The sequence below is a fragment of the Flavobacterium hydrocarbonoxydans genome (genome assembly GCF_009789235.1).
GTDB classification, from domain to species: domain Bacteria; phylum Bacteroidota; class Bacteroidia; order Flavobacteriales; family Flavobacteriaceae; genus Flavobacterium; species Flavobacterium hydrocarbonoxydans.
Genome location: NZ_WSTB01000023.1, coordinates 1 through 18666, shown reverse-complemented (window position 1 = coordinate 18666; position 18666 = coordinate 1). Strand labels below are relative to the sequence as shown.

The window sequence follows — 18666 nt, the reverse complement described above, 5'->3', positions numbered from 1 at the left end:
TCCTGAGCCAGGATCAAACTCTTCATCGTATATTGTTTGTACCGATAAATCGGGACTGTTTATAATGATGCTTTCTCTATCGGGTATTCTTAAATCTCGCGATTCTATTACTCTTATTCTTTTGTTCTAACATCTCTGTTAAAACGGCTGTCAATTCAATATGTCTACGAACGTGTATTTCTTTTTAATTTCGCTTGTGTTTCAAAGCGGGTGCAAAAGTAGTTTCTTTATTTAGATTTCCAATACTTTTTTCAAAATTTAAATGTCTTTTTTTTAAACTTTTTCATAACTATCTGATATACTAAATTTTAAAAAATAAAAAAAATACTCTATTTAAAGGAAATTTCTTATTTTTTCATATTATTCCTTAAAAATCTCTGTTCAAATATCAAGACCATTCATGGTTTTATATATAAATATCTCACCCCGCTGGGGTTATTTGGGGCTGGCTATTTGATTTTTTCTATAAATATGTCACCCCGATGGGGTTTTACGAGAACCTCAACGGGGTGGTATATTGATTGGCTAATTATTTTAATGCTGATTCTTTTTAATAATGATTCTTTAAATCAAATTGGGGATTGTGATTAAAATGGAAATTATTTACTTTAATTTTCAGGTCATTTGCTTCAATCTTCAAGTTATGAAATCGAAAACGGAATGATTTGGACCTGACTCTTACTCGGAGTTTGGGTTGCGTGAGGGATAGGAATAAGCTACCGAAGTAGCATGGATAGCCCGACAGCATACCGGTAAGAGGGCGTATAACCGCAAAGTATGTTGGCCCTCTTATCGGGATGGTGTCACGCCCTGATGAATAACAATCGTTATAAAAGTATGGATTGGGTTCTGGTTGTAATGGATTGTTTTTACTTATTTTTCAAAACCTTTATGATTCATTTGAAGTTTCCTGGCATAAAAAAACCTGTAAATTATGCTTTACAGGTTTTTATATACTATCAATCTGGATTTGCGAGTATCTTATACAATTCGGCGTTTGAAAGGTAAAACTGATTCTCGATACTGATTTGCGAAAGTCTTGCACTGACGAGATTGTTTTCTCTGGAATTGATTAAGAATATGGAACTTTCGCCAAAGGAAAATAATTTTTCTTCTGAGCTGAGCATGGTCATATAATCATTTACGAGATTATCAATGACGCTTTTTTGCCTTTTTAGAGAGGCAATTTCTGTTTGTTGTGCTTTTATTTTGTTTTTAAGTTCGAGTCGTTGCTGGTCGATATCAAACTTTAGATCCTGAATTTTAATTTTGGCCATTTTTAGGCTTCCACGCTCTTTTCTTAAGAAAATGGGAATGCTGAAATCGACGTTAAACTTATAATCATCTGCATTGAAAGAATCAAAGTAGGTGGGTTCTGAAATGTAGTTGTAGCCGACATTTAATTTAGGAAGCAGCGAATTTGCTTTTAGCTGTCTGTTGACTTCGAGAATAGACATTTTTGTATCGAGAGCCTGAATTTTTGGGTGAGAATCCAGCGTTTCGACATTGACCATCATATCCGAAGTTCTTAATGTTTCTTCGAGTGTCAGGATTAAGTTTTGCTCTGGTTTTACCATATCATCCAACTCAACCGGAACGTTTTCGATCCATAAATAATTAGACAGGTAGAGTTTTGCTTTGGCCAGTTTAAGATTTCCGTTTTCTACATTTAATTGTCTGTTTCTAACGGTAATTCGGGCTTCGACACTATCAATTGCTGGAGAATCTCCCAGTTCGATAAGTTTTTTTACTCCTGCAAAACGGGCACTTGCAAAACCAAGATAACTCTTGTAGAGTTCGGCTTCGTTGTAACTTTTTCGCCATTCGAAATAGGCTTCGCTGGCTTTATACAAAACTTCGATTGCTTTTAGTTTTCGCTGGGCATCGCTTAATTGCAGCTGAAGTTTTCCTTCCCGTACATCTGCCATACGCTGGTTGATGAACATCCCTTGTCCTAAAGCTACATTTATTCCAAGCGAAGTTAACCCTGCATCGGGTGTTCGATTTTGCGGGTTATAATATTGACCATCTGTTTCGTCAAAACCTGCTTTTATTTCGATGCCGTACCAGGTCGGGATTTTGAAACTGCTATTTAGTAATGAATAATATTCGGTTCCTTTAAACTCTTTTTTATTGTAATCTACTTCGATTTTGGGATCGAATCCACCGCGGGCAACCATTAGCTTTGCCTGAGCATTTGTTATTTCCAGGTTAGCCTGTTTTACCAGCGGATGGTATTTTTTTACATAGCCTAAAAACTCGCTATAACTCAATTCTTCTTTATTAAAATCCTGACTGAATCCTGTTGAAAAGCCAAAGAAAAATAAAAAAGAAAGCATTTTTGCTATATGTCTCATTTTACTTTTTCTCCTTTCCTTTTGTATCCGTTTCATCTGCTTTGTAATAATTTGGAGGAAAACCATTTAAGTTACGCCATATTTCGTACCATACCGAAACTGTTTCCAGTAAAGCAATACTTTGTGCACCGGCACCGATGCTGAGTTCTTTTGGCCATTTGTGATCCTTGCCATCTGGCGAAATAAGGACTCTGTATTTTCCGTTTGGACTAATAAAGTTTTCTATCGCTACTATTTTGCCTCCAAAGGTTCCGTAGGATAATCCTGGCCAGCCTGAAAATACAATTCTTGGCCATCCATCGAACCAAACACGTACTTTTGCTCCACGGTGAACCAGAGGAAGATCTATAGGGTCAACATACGTTTCTACCGCAATATCATAAGTGGAAGGCATAATACTAACAATTGGAGTCCCTTCTTTTATTGTTTCGCCCAAACCTGCCAATAAAGCTCTATTTACATATCCGCTTTGTGGAGCGGTGATGTAATACAACCCATTTCTTAGACTGTAATTTACATATTGATTCTGTAGTTTATTAACCTGAGCCTTTGTGTCATACTGGGTGCTTAAAGCAGTGAATTTATCACTTTTTGACTTCGAAATTTTTTCGGCATATTCGGCAGTGATACGATTGATTTCTACTTTAGCGTTTATCAATTCGTTCTTGCTGCTCAATAATTTATTTTGCTGTGTGATAATATAAGCTTCAGATTCCTGAAGTTTTAATCTTTTTTGTTCTACATCTGTAAGTGGTTTTAAACCTTCTTTATTCAGCGCTGTCGAACGATTAAACTGTGTCTGGGCAATTCTCAACTGCGTTTTTACGGCTTCGAGATCCATACTGTCACTCTTAATTTTCAGATTAGCCTGTTTTATTTTATTCTGAGCCTGTTGCAATTTTAATTCTCTTTCTGTGTTAAGGGATTGCGCCTGGACATCAAGCGAATTAACTTTATCGCCATACGATTCTACGGCCATCTTTTTTGCATCAACCTGATCTTTTGTGTTTCCAACCAGATTAGGATCTAAATAATCTTCTTTTATCTCTGAAATAAAAAGAATAGTATCTCCTTTTTTTACATAATCACCTTCCTGAACAAACCATTTCTCGATTCTTCCGGCAATCGCATTATGAACTGTTTGTGGTCGCTGATCTGGTTTTAAAGTGGTAACCGAACCACTTCCTGAAATATTTTGTGTCCAGGGAAGAAAAAGACAGCCAAATCCGAACAATAAAAAACCGATTATTACCCGATTTAAAATTTTGTAATGCGGTCTGCGGGCAACACTGGTTATAGACTTGTATTTTCCAGGTGTTATAAGTACGTTATTTTCTTTAGTTATATTGAGCATGATTAAAGCTTTGTGTCGTTAATAATTTTTCCGTCATCAATGGTTATCATACGGTCGCATTTGTCTTTCCAAATATCACTTTTAGAAGTCACAATTACCGTCCAGTCATTTTCTTTCGACAATAAAAAATCAATTATTTTAGCCGAAGTTAATTCGTCCATTTTATCTACAGGATCTTCTAAGAATAATATATTGGGTTTGTTGACGATACTTCTTGCTAAAAGTATTTTTTGAACATCAGAAGCCGATAATTCACGACCGCCCGGATGAACTTGATTTTGAAGTCCGTTGGGGAACGTTTTGATGTATGGCGTAAGGCAAACATTATCCAAAGCCCATTTTAAATCATCATTATCAATTGTCTCATTACCAAAAAGAATATTTTCTCTTATGGTACCGGCAAAAAGTGTATCGCCTTGCAAAAAAGTTCCAGACTGTGCTCTATATGAATCTTCGTCAAGGCGATTCATAAAGTTATCCGTGATATACATTGCACCGCTTTCTGGTTCCAGTAATCCAGCCAATAAACGTAACAAAGTACTTTTTCCTGCACCATTTGTACCTCTTAGAAGTATTTTTTCGCCCTGAGAAATTTTAAGATTAATGTTTTTGAGCGATTTTTTGTTATGATCCGGGTAATTGTAAGCGATACTATCTGTTTCTATTGTAATTCCGGTTTCGCTTACCAAAGATGTATTTGGAATACAATCTGTTTCCATATCCATAACCTGACCTATTTTTTCTACCGAAGTCAATACATCATAAAAAGACTCTAATCCCAGAATAATTTTTTCTACGGAGTTAATCAATAATACGATCACAATTTCAGCTGCTACAAACTGCCCAATATTCATTTGATGATGAATTACCAAAAAACCACCAATAGACAATAAGGCAGCCGTAACAATAACCTTAAAAATAGTAAGCTGAATGTATTGTTTTTTCATTACCTGAAAATGTTTCTCACGGTAATTTATATATTCACTTACATACCCATCATTTCGTTCAAGTGCATAGTCGAACCCTCCTTTTCTGCGGAAACTGTCCCGGTTACGCGCGATTTCCTGAATCCAGGCCGCGACTTTATACTTAAACTTAGATTCGTTAAGACTGGTTTCGAGACCATCCTTGTATGAAAATTTGAAAATGATATACAAAATAGCTATAAACAAAAGACCAATAACCGTAAAGAATGAATGGTATAAAACCAATAGAATAATCCCAAGACCTACCTGAAGAAAAGCAGTACAGAAATCTAACAAAAGTTTTGCTGTGCCTTTTTGTAACATTAGCGTATCAAAAAAACGATTTGCTTTTTCAGGTGCGTATTCCGAATACATTTCTTTAAATTTAATTAAAGGCAATCTATAAGCAAATTCGAACGAAGAGCGAACAAAAATTCGCTGTTGAAGATTTTCTACTATTCGCAGCTGCAAAATAACCAGTACACCACCAAAACCAACTCCGATGGTTACTAAAACAACAAGAAGAACCCAGGAAACACTGACTTGTCCGCTCTGGATAAAATTAATAATAGCCTGAATTCCCAAAGGCAAAGAAAGATTTACCAAACCGGCAAAAGCAGCATAAAATATAATTTGATATACGTCGCGTTTGTCGAGTTTAAGTAAATTGATAAATCGTTTAAATGGTGTCATGAATTTATAAGTAAGACAATATTAATAAATAATACGTACGGTAAAAACCATAGAATAGATTATAGAATTCCTTCTAATCTAAGCAAAATTAAGTATTTATGCAATATTTTGGGGAGGCCGCAGATGTATTTTACCATAAAATCCAAACAAAAAGACTGGATTTCTTGTATAATTTTTCTTATTAGATGCGGTTTTGAAGTCTAAACTGCTTATAGAATTATCTACAGGAATTAAATAATCTAAAGACGGAATGCCTTTTGAAAGTTTGTTAGTTTTCGAATCTTTGGTTTCATAATCATCTAATTCTTCAACAATACCGTCACATTTGAATATTTTTTTTAGAAAATTACATGTAATTCCCTTAACCGAATTTACTTCGGTATTATCATTAATGAGTCGCTCGAAACTACTCGAAATGTTGATACTACTCATTAAAAAGTATCCAATGAGTAACACCTGAAGGCATTTACATAAAAGACTATTTTTAATTTTACTCAACATTTGCTAGAAAATATTATGAGGCCGCAAGTTAAAATTAAATTTTAAGGGCAACATTAGAATAATATTAGAATTTTGTTAATTCTAACAGCTAATTTTTTATTAGCTTTTTTTCTACAAATCTGTTTACAGTAATTATTTTTTCTAAAATTTGATTATTTATTAAGTCATCGCCACAGAAGGCTCGATAATTTTATCTAAAGTAATAGGTAAATCGCGTACACGTTTGCCAGTAGCATTAAAAACAGCATTTGCAATTGCGGGTGCCATTCCTACTAAAGCCGTTTCTCCGAGACCTTTGGTACCCATTGGATTACTGATTGGGTCTTTTTTATTGACAAAAAACACTTCCTGCTTTTCGATATCGGCATTTACGGGAACATGATAATCCGCAAAATTATTGTTTATTGGGCGGCCAAATCGATGATCGATTTCTAACGATTCCATTAGTCCCATTCCGATTCCTCCAACAGCGCCTCCGTACATTTGTCCTGCAGAAGTTTTTTGGTTAATAACCGTTCCGATATCGGCACAGGAAACTACATGAGCCAACCTTATTTTTCCTAAATTCGGGTTTACCAATACTTTTACAAAATGAACAGAAAAAGAATAAATAGAATATTTTCTGGCTTCTTCAGAACCTTTTGATTCATTTTCTACTATCAGTTCATCTAATTTATTGTCATTGAGTAATGAAACTAATGTTACTGATTTTGAAGTATCATCTTTAGAAATGACAGTACCATTCGACAAGGTCAGATTAGCAATAGGCGTACTTTTGAAAACATTTGTTTCATGAGCCAGGCCAATAGCCTTGCTTACTAACAAATTACAGGCATCGTGCACCGCTGAACCTACTGATGAAGTGGTCGCAGAACCTCCCTGAGTAGGCCCCTTTGGAAGACCGCTTCTACCCATTTCAATCACAACATTTTCTGCAGGAAGTCCCGTAATTTCTGCCCCGATTGCAGTCATCATGGTTGCCGTTCCGGGTCCCATATCGTTTACACTGCATTGCAAAACCAGAGTTCCATTCGATAAAAATTTTGCTTTTACGGTAGCCGGACTTCTGTAAGACCCAAAAGTTCCGGTCCCCATCCCGTATCCTACAAGCCATTCGCCTTCGCGAACAGAGCCTGGTTTATTTTTACGGTTTTTCCAGCCTATTCTTTCCATTCCGCCTTCGTAACATTCTAAAAGATATTTGCTGCTCCAGGGTTTATTTTGTTCCAAATCTTTTTCGGCATGGTTTCGTTTTCTAAATTCAATAGGATCCATATCCAGTTTATGAGCTAGTTCATCAATAGCACTTTCCAGCGCAAATGATCCTGTAGCTTCTCCGGGGCCACGCATCCAGATGGGGGTACAAGTGTCCATTTCTACAATTTTATATCGGGTAGAAACATTGGCACAATCATACATAAAACGGGACATGTTTACGGTAGCTTCGGTAAAATCCTCATAACTTGAGGTAAGTGCGACCGCTTCATGGGTTAATCCGGTAAGTTTGCCCTCTTTAGTTGCGCCTAAACCCATTTTCTGAATAGTATAAGGACGAAATCCTACATTGGTAAACATTTGTTCGCGATGCAAAACCAACTTAACCGGGCGTCCTATTTTTTTTGATCCGATAAGGGCTGCTATTTCATAAGGCCAGGTATGTAATCCCATTCCGAAAGCGCCTCCTAAATATTCTGAATGTACCTCGACATCTTCTGGCTGTACTCCAAAAACTCCTCCAATACTTCGTCTGGTACCTTCGACACCCTGACTTTTGGTATAGACAATGGGCTTATTGCCTTCCCATTTTGCTATGATATTGGCTAATTCCATCGGATTATGTACCTCGGTTGGAATGGTGTATTCTTCTTCCAGGATAACTTCAGCATTTTTATAGCCATCTTCCACTCCACGATGGTAATCTTTTGAACGTTCAGGAGTTTTTCCTTTATTGATAACTTTCTGAACATCTGTTGAATGTGTCTCTTTTAAATATTCCGCTTTGATGAGACTAGCAGCATATTGCATTCGCTCGAAAGTATCCGCAATAACCAGTGCAATGGGCTGATCATAATACAAAATACTATCATCTTTGAATATTTGAAGTGGCTGACCAAAATTATTTCGGCTTTTAGGCTGCTCGTAACCAACAGGTTTATCTACATTTAAATGTGTAATCACTGCCAGAACTCCAGGAGCCCATTCTGCTTTTTTGGTATCTATAGATTTAATTCTGCCTTTAGCAATAGTACTTCCTACCAAACACGCATAGGTTACACCAGATGTTTTATATTCTGCTGAATAAGTAGCACTTCCGGTTACTTTAGCAAATCCATCTACTCTATTAATATTACTTGTTTTGCTCATAATTCTAATTATTTAGATGCTGCTATCGTTAATGCTTCAAAGATTGCATTAGGTCCAAGTGTCAGTTTAAAATCATTCTCTCCATAACTTCTTGCGCCTTTCATGGCCAAATCTGCAGCTTGCCTGAATGTAGTTTCAGAAACTGTTTTTCCCTTTAAAAATTCTTCCGTTTCGGTAAGTCTCCAGGGTTTATGAGCGACTCCTCCCATGGCAAGTCTGACATCCTTAATAGTATTGTTTTGAATGTCCAGACCAACAGCTACAGAAATCAATGCAAAGGCATAACTGCTTCGGTCACGGACTTTTAGGTAATGACTATTTTTACTAAAATTATTCTCCGGAATTACAATAGAAGTAATGATTTCTTTGTTTTGAAGTGTGTTATCAATTTCCGGTGTATTGCCCGGAAGGCGATGAAAATCAGTAAATTTAATTTCTCTTTTTCCTTTTGGCCCTTCCACAAAAACAGTTGCCTCTAAGGCTGCCAGTGCCACACACATATCACTGGGATGTACTGCTATACAACTATCAGAAGCGCCAAAAATAGCATGCATTCTGTTGGAACCTCCAATTGCACCACAGCCGCTTTTTGGGACACGTTTGTTGCAGGGCATATCTGTATTATAAAAATACGAACAACGCGTGCGCTGTAACATATTTCCGCCAACGGTTGCCATGTGCCTGATTTGCTGCGATGCTCCTGCTGAAAGTGCCAATGCGAGCAACGGATAATTTTCTTTAATAATCTTATCCTCAGCTACCTGACTGTTTTTGGCCAGGGCACCAATAGTTACTTTTCCAGTAAGAAACTCTATTTGTTTAAGATCTATACCTGTTATATCAATCAGCTTGTCGGGAGCCACAACGTTTTTCTTCATCAAATCTACAAGATTCGTTCCGCCGGCTATAAACATCGCATCCTTCTCTTTTCCAACACTTGATACTGCTGACTTTGAAGACAACGCTTTAATTATCTGGAAGTTTTTCATAATGGCATCCCTCCTTCCTTAACTTCTGTAATAGCATCTACAATATTGTGGTAAGCACCACATCTGCAAATATTACCACTCATGTATTCTCTTATTTCCTCTCTGCTGTTTGCATGTCCTTCTTTGATACAGGCAATTCCTGACATAATCTGACCCGGCGTACAATATCCGCATTGAAAACCATCATTTTTTATGAAAGCTTCCTGCATGGGGTGTAGTTTTTTTCCTTTTGAAAGTCCCTCGATAGTAGTCACCTGAGCATTTTGCTGCATGGAAGCCAGTGAAAGGCAGGATAATATTCGGGTACCGTTTACATGAACCGTGCAGGCACCACATTGTCCGTGATCACATCCTTTTTTAGTTCCTGTGAGTAACAATTGTTCTCTTAATAAATCAAGTAAAGTGGTTCTTGGCTCAACATTCAGGTTGTGTTTTACACCATTTACTTCAATCGAAAGTGGAACCGTTTCCAGATATTCTGCAATCTTCTCTTCCCATTTATTGTCTGTAGCCAGAACCAATGATGGCGGAGTGAAAGCAAGAGCAGTAAACAGTCCTGATTTTTTTATAAAGTCACGACGCGATTTATTCGAATCTTCTTCTACTGCTTTATTTCTAATTGGCTTTTTTGCATCCATGCATATTATTTTAAAATTAGAAAAATATCTGTGGTACTCCTAACAAATTTAATAATCCTATCTGACAAAAAGTTATAAAATTCACAGAAACTTATATTTTTTATTCTCTAAAAGTTTTTAAATCGTCATTTGTGCTACAAAATTGTATTTTTACATAAATGAAGGAACACAATATGCCGCACCAAAACAACATTTACCTGGATAATAATGCCACAACCCGTATCGATGATCGGGTACTTGATGTTATGCTGCCTTACTTAAGCGATTCGTATGCAAATGCCAGCAGCAGTCATCTCGCAGGGCTTACCATACAGGAGGCTGTTGAGAATGCCAGATGGGAAACGGCCAATCTGATTGGAGCCAAAGAAGAAGAAATTATCTTTACTTCTGGCGCAACAGAATCTATCAATTTAGTTATTAAAGGTTTGGCAAATGAAAGCCATAAACATATTATTACCGTTACCACCGAACATAAAGCGGTTTTGGAAACCTGCCGTTATATGGAAGAAACCGGGTTTAATCTTACCTATTTGCCTGTTGCTGCTGATGGTATTTTAGACCCTGAAATTTTAGCTGAGGCCATAACAGATAATACACTACTCGTTATTATTATGAATGTTAATAATGAAACTGGGGTTATACAAGACCTTCAAGCAATATCAAAAATAGTACAGGCTAAAAATGCTTTATTGTTATGCGACTCGACACAGGCTGTTGGTAAAATTCCGATTAATGTAAAAGATCTGGGAGTTGATTTTTTACCGCTTTCTGCACATAAATTTCATGGTCCCAAAGGTGTTGGCGCACTTTATCTTTCCGCGAAAGCGAAAATAAAAATAACTCCACAAATACATGGAGGCGGACAGCAGCGTAAATTACGAAGCGGGACACTCAATGTGCCGGGAATCATTGGTTTAGGAAAATCCTGTGAAATTGCAGGAAGAGAAATGGAAGCTAATACCGAAAAAATAAGCGCATTGCGAAATCAATTAGAAGAAGGTCTTTTAAAAATTGAAGGATCTTTTGTTAATGGAAGTCTTTTAAACCGAATTTACAATACAACGAACATTTGCTTTCCGGGAGTAAATTCGGAACGGTTGATTATGGCCTTGCAAAACATTTCAGTTTCTAATGGATCGTCCTGTTCATCGGTTATTTCAGAACCTTCACATGTTTTGAAAGCTTTAGGTTTATCTGATGAAAATGCGTTGAGTTCGATACGTTTTAGTTTAAGTAAATTCACCACTGTCGAAGAAATAGAAGAAACTATTTCCAGAATTCATTCTTTGATAAAAGAGTTGAAGTCTTAATCTTTTAAAGCAAAAATCAAGAAATAAGGTTGTTGTAATCTTCAATAGTATCGATGTCAATTTCTCCTTTTTCAAATAGAATAGACACCACATCCTCTAAAAAGCTATTGATTATTTTTTTGGCTCCCTCCTGTCCTTTCAGTTCTGCTAATTCCTTAAAATATTTTTTATCGAATAAAACAGGCGTTCCCAATGTGCCTGAATAAGCAGAAGCTACAATTCCTTTTTTTGTTTCAATGTAATGGTTTCCTAAATTTTCAAAAACTTCACTTGAAATATAAGGCTGATCACAAACAGTAAAAATACAGCTTTGGGAGTTAGGTTCTAAAGATAATAATTCCGTGAGTCCTTTACTTATTGAAGTTCCCATTCCAGATGGCCAGTCAGGGTTAAAAACTATTTTTACCTGAGTAAGATGTATTTCTTTTTCTATTAATTCATGATTAGACCCTGTTACCACAACAATAGTAGTATCCGGAACTAGAGAAGCCGCTGCAATGGTGTTTTTCAAAAGTGTCGTGTCTTTATACACTAACAATTGTTTGGGCTGTCCCAATCTTGAGGAATTTCCAGCTGCCAGAATAACGATTCCTGTTTTGTTTTTCATTTCTAATAATTACTCTTATGCTATTGATGAACCATTGTGTATTTTTCCTGTTTTGTGTTTTAATGAGCCTCCGTTTTTACGGGTCATTACTGCTTTAATTTCAGCAATTATGGACAGCGCAATTTCTTCAGCAGTTTCTGCTCCAATATCCAATCCAATTGGTCCATAAATTCTTTTCAATTGTTCTTCAGACACATTTATCCCTTCCAGATTCAAATCGTCCAGCATCCGGTTAAGTTTTGACTTTGGTCCTAAAATTCCAATGTAATTATCATTCGTTTCCAAAAGTAACTTGAGTAATGCCAAATCATACTTATAATTATGAGTCATCAGAATAAAATAAGTCTGATTGTCAATATTTATGTTTTCCAGCAACTGTTCCGGTTTTGCAATCCAAACTTGTTTTGCCTCGGGAAATCTTGCTTTTGTAGCGTGAGTAGCACGACCGTCTGCAATGGTAATTTCCCATCCTAAAATATCGGCCATTTTTGCTAGCGGCTGTACATCGTTTCCGGCTCCTGCAATTATGAGAGAAATTGTTGGATTTATATATTCTATCAGAAATTCATTTTCGTTAGCATCAGCATTTTTCTTAAAAACGGTCGTTTTATTTTGCAGCACTTCTTTTACATCCGAAAGAAATTCCAAAGCAATACTGTTATTATGCCTTATATTCGAATCCTCTTTATAACACAATACTGTTCCTAATTGTTCTGCCTGTCTTTTTAAGGAAAAAACAGTTACCATTACAGCACCATTACGATCTGTTTCTAATTGCTGTAGAAGCTGAATAGGATTATTTTTTTGATTATCATTTATGCACTCAAAAACAATATGAACCACACCATTACATCCTAGCTGTAAACCTAACTCGCTATTTTCTTCATTGTTTGTATTATAAGAAACGAGCTTATTTTGCTGTTGATTAATACATAAAAGTGCTTTTCGCAACGCATCGCCTTCCAGACAGCCGCCACTTATAGCACCTGTTAGCAAACCATCTTCCGTAACCAGCATACGTGCTCCCGGCTGACGATAGGAAGAACCTTCGACCTTAACCACAGTAGCAAGTGCCGCTCTTTTACCAGCTATTTTTGCTTCTGAATAAGCTTTGAGAATTTCGTTAATTTCTTTCATATATATAATCTGCCTAACAAAAATAGATAATTATTTTTTTGCCAAAGAGGTAATTCTTTTAAACTTTAAAAAGAAAGAAAACACACATTTTTTTATTTGAATATCGAACCCAAAAGAGTAATTGCATAACAAAATAGGCCACTAAAAAATAAAAACAGGTAAAACTACCTGATTTTGAGGCTTACCCTTTTTTTAATTTTGTTCCGATCTAAAACAGATAATCATAACAAAATCAATTAACTAACCAAAACTATTATCATCATGGACGAATACATGGGAATCATTAAACTATTTGCTGGAAATTTTGTACCGGTAAATTATCTAATGTGCAATGGAGCACTATTATCAATAGCACAAAACTCTGCCCTTTTTAGCCTTTTAGGAACAACTTATGGCGGAGATGGAGTAAATACTTTTGCATTACCTGATTTAAGAGGACAGGTTGCAGTGGGTGCTGGTCAGTCAAGAAGAACTGGAACTCCCTATATAGAAGGACAAGTTGCCGGAACAGAAGCCACAACTCTTACAGTTGCAAATATGCCAGCGCATACACATAAATCAACTCTGAACATTAACACCGCTACACCAACACTTAGTGCTCCGGTTGCTGGTGTTAATCTTGGAGTACCAGGAGTACAATCAGGAAGAGAGTTTGTTCCTGATTTAGCCTATACAACTGCGGCTCCTAATCTTGCTTTAGGAGATGCTACAGTAACGGTAGCAGCCGCAGGCGGAAGTGAAGCGATTTCTAACATGCAGCCGTTTTTGGTATTAAATTATATCATTTGTGTGAATGGGATTTATCCTTCAAGACCGTAATTTTTTTATATACAACTGGCTGTAGATGCAGCCAGTTTATATATTTTTTAATAAAACACAACACAGGCTGTGACATAAAAGCCTGATAAAAATGCCACCAATATCATCAATGATTTTTAGGTTAGATAGTCATAAGACGTAACGATCTGGCTTTAAAAATCCTATAGCTTCTCTGCACTCTTAATATTGTTTGGGTGCAGTGGTTTTATTAGAATAGAAATTATAATCTCTTTTAATAGGAACCAAAACCCATTACAATATCCATTGATTAACCTAATTTCTCATACATGAAAAAACTTTACTTACTACTCTTATTTATTCTGTTTTCTGTCTCCAATGTTTTGGGGCAAACTACAGAATATTTTGAATCTGCTACAGCTGGCTCTGCTAGTTTTACCAGCAATGGTCAGACTTTTAATATAACATCTGCAGCTCAGGGACCTTTTGAGATATATTCTGATGTCGCTGCTTATGGATGGAATGGTACTGCTGCTGATTATCAGTTTATTGATAACAGTGGGTCTTCAGCTTTAAATGTACCTGTAGAATTTACAGTTGCTTCTGCTGGTGGGGTAAACTTTACCTTAAAAAGTATGTATTTGTATCTGGCTAATTCTAACACTACATTACCTCCTACAAATGGCGATTGTACTATTACAGGAAAACTTGGAGGTGCAACAGTCTTTACCGCTACCTCCAATTCCGGGTTCACAACTAGTTTAGCCACGAATAACGGATATACTTTTATAAACATGACCAATTTTGGAGGAGCAAATAATGCTTCTACCAATATTGATAGTTTCACTATAAAAACAACAGGAGCGATAGCCTATGTAGCACTTGATGCTATGACCTGGCAATCGGCTGGAGCAGTAGTTTTACCAACCGTAACAACCACAACGGCAACCAATGTAGGAGCTGTAAAGGCTACTATGGGAGGAAACGTTACTAACGGCGGTGGCGGATCTATTACGGATCGCGGAATCGTTTGGTCATTCGCTGCAAACCCTACAACAACAACTAATAATGGTAGCTTAGCAATGGGTACTGGTACAGGTAGCTTTAGTGGTCTCGTTAGTGGATTACTTCCTAATACTCAAATACATTACAGGGCCTACGCAACTAATTCGGCCGGAACAAGTTATGGAGCAGATATGACGGTGACTCCAAATCCTGAACTAGCTATATCAATATCACAAACCGATGTTACCTGTAATGGGGGTACCAACGGAACTATAACTGCAACTGTTACTGGAGGTAAACCCGGATATACCTATGCATGGTCGCCAGCTGGCGGATCAGCAGCTACTGCCTCAGGGCTTTCTGCTGGAACTTATAGCGTAATTGTACAGGATACCGAAGGAACTTTTAAATCTGCTACCGGCATTATAATTTCACAACCGGCAGCAACCCCTACTGCTATTACTGGAAACCCTCCTAATAGAACTATATGTGAAGGAAATAACACAACCTTTCCCTCTACAGCATCAAATGCAACAGCATATCAATGGCAGGTAAATACCGGATCAGGTTTTACCAATATCACTAATGGTGGTGTGTATTCGGGAGCGACAACTGCAACCTTAACTGTTACAGGAGCAACACCAGCCATGAGTGGCTATTTATTCCGAGTTGTGGCTTCAAATTTATGTTCCTCAAGTGCTACATCCAATCAGGCTACCTTAACAGTCCCTAATATGACTGTTAGTACAACAGCACAAACTAATGTAATCTGTAACGGAGGCAACACTGGCGCTGCCACAATCTCCGTTTCAGGAGGTATTGCACCTTATACTTATTCCTGGTCTCCATCAGGCGGATCAACTGCATCACCATCTGGTCTTACTGCAGGAACTTATACGGTTACAGTTACGGATAACATTGCTTGTCAAAAAACCCATACTGTAACTATAACTGAACCTACAGCTGCAGCATCATTACCACAAATATCTGCCCAGCCAGCTTCTGCATCTGTATGCGAAAATGGTACAACAGCATTTAGTGTTGCAGCCACCAATATTTCAACTTATCAATGGCAGGTAAATTCTGGCTCAGGTTTTACTAATATCACTGATGGAGGAACAGCACCTAATTATTCAGGTGCTACAACCAACACACTTACTGTTAGTGCTGTTACACCCGGAATGAATACTTATTTGTACAGGGCTTTGTTAACCAATTCTTGTGCAACTATTCAAACAAATGGTTTAGCACAACTAACGGTAAACTCTTATCCTGTTGCAACAGCTACTCCATCCTCAACAGCAATCTGTAGTGGAACTTCTCCTAATATTGCGCTAACTTCTAGTCCTACAGGAGCAACTTTTGCATGGACTGCCTCGTTAACTTCGGGTACGGTTACCGGTTTTTCTGCATCATCAGGAACAACTATCAACCAGTCTTTAACCGGAAATGGGGTCGTAACTTATACTGTAACTCCAACTTTAAATGGTTGTCCAGGTACCCCGATAAATGTTGTTGTTACTGTTAATCCAACTCCGGTAGCAACTGCCACACCTTCATCAGAAAGTATTTGTACTGGCAGTAGTACTGCTATTGCACTAACCTCTACCCCAACAGGAGCTTCTTTTGCTTGGACAGCAGCACTTATTAGTGGCGCCGTAAGCGGTTTTTCCGACGGCTCAGGAACATCAATAGCACAAAATTTAACCGGAAACGGAGTTGTTGCATACACTGTAACTCCAACCTTAAATGGTTGCCCGGGTACACCTATTGTAGTAAACGTAACCGTAAAACCTTTACCTACTGCAACAGCAACCCCAGCTTCGGAAACAATTTGTAGTGGCAACGCTACTAATATTGCTTTGACATCTACTCCTACTGGAGCTTCTTTTGACTGGACAGCAGCACTTACAAGTGGTACTGTAACCGGATATTCAGCAAGTTCAGGAACTACAATAGCACAAACTTTAACCGGAAATGGCATTGTCACCTATACCATTACCCCTACTTTAAATGGTTGCCCAGGTGATCCTATAACGGTTGCCATAACAGTAAATGGCGCAACCACAATAACAGGACAACCTTCAAACACTTTAATCTGTGCCGGAGGAAGTACTACTTTTAGCGCCACAGCTTCGCTTGCTACTTCATACCAATGGCAGGAAGATAGCGGAAGTGGCTTTAATAATATAACAAATAATACGACTTACGCTGATGCACAAACCGCTACTCTGACCATTTCGAATGCTACAGCAGCCATGAATGGATATGCGTATCGATTACTAGCAACAGGAATTTGTACTACAGCTACATCTTCTTCCGTAGCATTAACAGTAACAACTGTAACGGCTACTCCTTTCAAAACAGACGTAAGTTGTAATGGAGAAAGTAATGGTTCCGCTAGTGTAACGCCTTCAGGAGGAACCGCACCCTATACCTATTTATGGTCTAATGGAGAAACAGCAGACAATATTTCAGGATTACCAGAGGGCAATTATTCTGTGACAATCACAGACGCTAATTTTTGCGAAAACATACAAAATATCACTATAACTGAACCTTCACTATTAGTCGCATCACAAGGAACAACAATAAATGTAAGCTGTCATAACGGTTCTAATGGATATGCAACTGTTTCTGCAACTGGCGGAACCCCGCCTTACACCTACTCCTGGAGTCCTACTGGAGGAACTGCTGCTACTGCGAGCGGATTAACAGAAGGAATTTACACTGCAACGGTAACCGATGCTAACAGTTGTACTGCAACGCAAAGTTTTACAATCACAGAACCAGATGCACTTACCGCAACAGCATCCAATACAAATGTTTCCTGTAATGGAGGAACTAACGGAACAGCGACAGCAATACCAACAGGAGGAACTGGAACTTATACCTATGCATGGTCACCTTCGGGTGGAACAGCTGCTACAGCTACTGGTTTATCTGCCGGAACTTACACCGTAACGGTAACTGATGCCAATGGTTGTACTGAAACTGCTAGTACTACTATAACAGAACCAGCTTTACTTACTGCCACTATATTAAAAACGGATATTAGCTGTAATGGTGCCAATGACGGAACAGCAACAGTAACTGGAACTGGCGGAACAGGAGCATATACCTATTCATGGGCACCTTCGGGTGGAACTGCTGCTACAGCTACTGGTTTATCTGCAGGAAATTACACCGTAACAATAACTGATGCTAACGGCTGTACTGCAACGGATAGTGTTATTATTACCGAACCAACAGCAATAACTACAACAACATCTCAAACAAATCTTTCTTGTGATGGAGGTTCTAACGGAGTAGCTTCTGTATCAGCAACCGGAGGAACCGGAGGTTATACGTACTCTTGGAGCCCTTCTGGTGGAACTGCGGCTACAGCTACAGGGCTTACTGCCGGAACTTATACTGTAACTATCACTGATGCTAACAGTTGTACCGCAACAGCAAGTATTATACTTACTGAGCCGAGTGCCTTTATTGCAACAACATCTAAAACTGATGTTTCTTGTAATAGTGGATCTAATGGTCTAGCCTCTGTAATCGCAACTGGCGGAACAGGAGCTTATACCTACTCTTGGAGTCCTACTGGAGGAACAGCTGCAACAGCTACTGGACTTACTGCAGGAACTTATACCGTAACGGTAACTGATGCTAATGGATGTACTGCTACACAAACCGCAACTATCAATGAGCCAGCAGTACTTACAGCTACAACTACACAAACAAATGTTCTTTGTAATGGAACATCTAGTGGAACTGCAACTGTAACTGCTATTGGCGGAACAGGAACTTATACATATTCATGGGCACCTTCAGGAGGAACCGCAGCTACCGCTACTGGTTTAGCTGCAGGAACTTATACCGCAACCGTAACAGATAATAACGGCTGTACAGCTACAACAAGCGTTACTATTACAGAACCATCATTTCTTGTAGCTAGTACATCTCTTATCAATAACA

12 protein-coding genes are annotated in these 18666 nt (G+C 37.9%); 3 read left to right on the top strand and 9 right to left on the bottom strand.

Annotation, left to right across the window (positions count from 1 at the left end):
* Positions 1 to 959: 959 nt before the first annotated feature.
* The 7 genes from GON26_RS21385 to GON26_RS21355 all read right to left on the bottom strand — a co-directional run bounded on the left by GON26_RS21385 (position 960) and on the right by GON26_RS21355 (position 9861).
* Positions 960 to 2357: a TolC family protein gene (locus GON26_RS21385; RefSeq protein WP_160376806.1), complete on the bottom strand. Its 1398-nt coding sequence runs from the start codon at positions 2355 to 2357 to the stop codon at positions 960 to 962.
* A 1-nt stretch (position 2358) separates the two neighbouring features.
* Positions 2359 to 3711: an HlyD family secretion protein gene (locus GON26_RS21380; RefSeq protein WP_160376805.1), complete on the bottom strand. Its 1353-nt coding sequence runs from the start codon at positions 3709 to 3711 to the stop codon at positions 2359 to 2361.
* 2 nt (positions 3712 to 3713) lie between these two features.
* The gene (locus GON26_RS21375) at positions 3714 to 5369 is read right to left on the bottom strand and encodes a peptidase domain-containing ABC transporter (RefSeq protein WP_160376804.1); all 1656 of its coding nucleotides are present in this window, start codon (positions 5367 to 5369) and stop codon (positions 3714 to 3716) included.
* 96 nt (positions 5370 to 5465) lie between these two features.
* Entirely contained in the window at positions 5466 to 5801 is a 336-nt protein-coding gene (locus GON26_RS21370) for a hypothetical protein (protein WP_230407988.1), read from the bottom strand.
* 228 nt (positions 5802 to 6029) lie between these two features.
* Positions 6030 to 8234 (bottom strand): xanthine dehydrogenase family protein molybdopterin-binding subunit, encoded by a 2205-nt coding sequence (locus GON26_RS21365; RefSeq protein ID WP_160376802.1) that lies wholly within the window; start codon positions 8232 to 8234, stop codon positions 6030 to 6032.
* 8 nt (positions 8235 to 8242) lie between these two features.
* A complete protein-coding gene (locus GON26_RS21360; protein WP_160376801.1) occupies positions 8243 to 9223 on the bottom strand; it encodes an FAD binding domain-containing protein in 981 nt (326 codons plus the stop codon).
* A complete protein-coding gene (locus GON26_RS21355; RefSeq protein ID WP_160376800.1) occupies positions 9220 to 9861 on the bottom strand; it encodes a (2Fe-2S)-binding protein in 642 nt (213 codons plus the stop codon). The genes GON26_RS21360 and GON26_RS21355 overlap by 4 nt, the downstream gene beginning before the upstream one ends.
* 158 nt (positions 9862 to 10019) lie before the next feature.
* Here GON26_RS21355 and GON26_RS21350 point away from each other — a divergent pair, with 158 nt between their 5' ends.
* Positions 10020 to 11171: a cysteine desulfurase family protein gene (locus tag GON26_RS21350; protein WP_230407987.1), complete on the top strand. Its 1152-nt coding sequence runs from the start codon at positions 10020 to 10022 to the stop codon at positions 11169 to 11171.
* Between the two features lie 16 nt (positions 11172 to 11187).
* On the opposite strand, the gene GON26_RS21345 is transcribed toward GON26_RS21350, so the two are convergent.
* Both GON26_RS21345 and GON26_RS21340 read right to left on the bottom strand, forming a co-directional pair.
* Positions 11188 to 11778 carry a nucleotidyltransferase family protein gene (locus tag GON26_RS21345; protein ID WP_160376799.1) on the bottom strand — a complete coding sequence of 197 codons (591 nt, stop codon included), beginning with the start codon at positions 11776 to 11778 and terminating at the stop codon, positions 11188 to 11190.
* Between the two features lie 15 nt (positions 11779 to 11793).
* The gene (locus tag GON26_RS21340) at positions 11794 to 12915 is read right to left on the bottom strand and encodes an XdhC family protein (RefSeq protein ID WP_160376798.1); all 1122 of its coding nucleotides are present in this window, start codon (positions 12913 to 12915) and stop codon (positions 11794 to 11796) included.
* Positions 12916 to 13176: 261 nt separating this feature from the next.
* On the opposite strand from GON26_RS21340, the gene GON26_RS21335 reads away from it, so the two are divergent.
* Both GON26_RS21335 and GON26_RS21330 read left to right on the top strand, forming a co-directional pair.
* A complete protein-coding gene (locus tag GON26_RS21335) occupies positions 13177 to 13734 on the top strand; it encodes a phage tail protein (protein ID WP_160376797.1) in 558 nt (185 codons plus the stop codon).
* 287 nt (positions 13735 to 14021) lie between these two features.
* The coding region (locus tag GON26_RS21330) for a beta strand repeat-containing protein (RefSeq protein ID WP_202110916.1) at positions 14022 to 18666 on the top strand (4645 nt) is incomplete at its 3' end.

Bases quoted from the DNA above. Each gene is read 5' to 3' on its own strand.
- GON26_RS21350 (WP_230407987.1), top strand. From the start codon at position 10,020: ATGAAGGAACACAATATGCCGCACCAAAACAACATTTACCTGGATAAT.
- GON26_RS21340 (WP_160376798.1), bottom strand. From the start codon at position 12,915: ATGAAAGAAATTAACGAAATTCTCAAAGCTTATTCAGAAGCAAAAATA.
- GON26_RS21355 (WP_160376800.1), bottom strand. From the start codon at position 9,861: ATGGATGCAAAAAAGCCAATTAGAAATAAAGCAGTAGAAGAAGATTCG.
- GON26_RS21360 (WP_160376801.1), bottom strand. From the start codon at position 9,223: ATGAAAAACTTCCAGATAATTAAAGCGTTGTCTTCAAAGTCAGCAGTA.
- GON26_RS21365 (WP_160376802.1), bottom strand. From the start codon at position 8,234: ATGAGCAAAACAAGTAATATTAATAGAGTAGATGGATTTGCTAAAGTA.
- GON26_RS21370 (WP_230407988.1), bottom strand. From the start codon at position 5,801: ATGAGTAGTATCAACATTTCGAGTAGTTTCGAGCGACTCATTAATGAT.
- GON26_RS21345 (WP_160376799.1), bottom strand. From the start codon at position 11,778: ATGAAAAACAAAACAGGAATCGTTATTCTGGCAGCTGGAAATTCCTCA.
- GON26_RS21335 (WP_160376797.1), top strand. From the start codon at position 13,177: ATGGACGAATACATGGGAATCATTAAACTATTTGCTGGAAATTTTGTA.
- GON26_RS21375 (WP_160376804.1), bottom strand. From the start codon at position 5,369: ATGACACCATTTAAACGATTTATCAATTTACTTAAACTCGACAAACGC.
- GON26_RS21385 (WP_160376806.1), bottom strand. From the start codon at position 2,357: ATGAGACATATAGCAAAAATGCTTTCTTTTTTATTTTTCTTTGGCTTT.
- GON26_RS21380 (WP_160376805.1), bottom strand. From the start codon at position 3,711: ATGCTCAATATAACTAAAGAAAATAACGTACTTATAACACCTGGAAAA.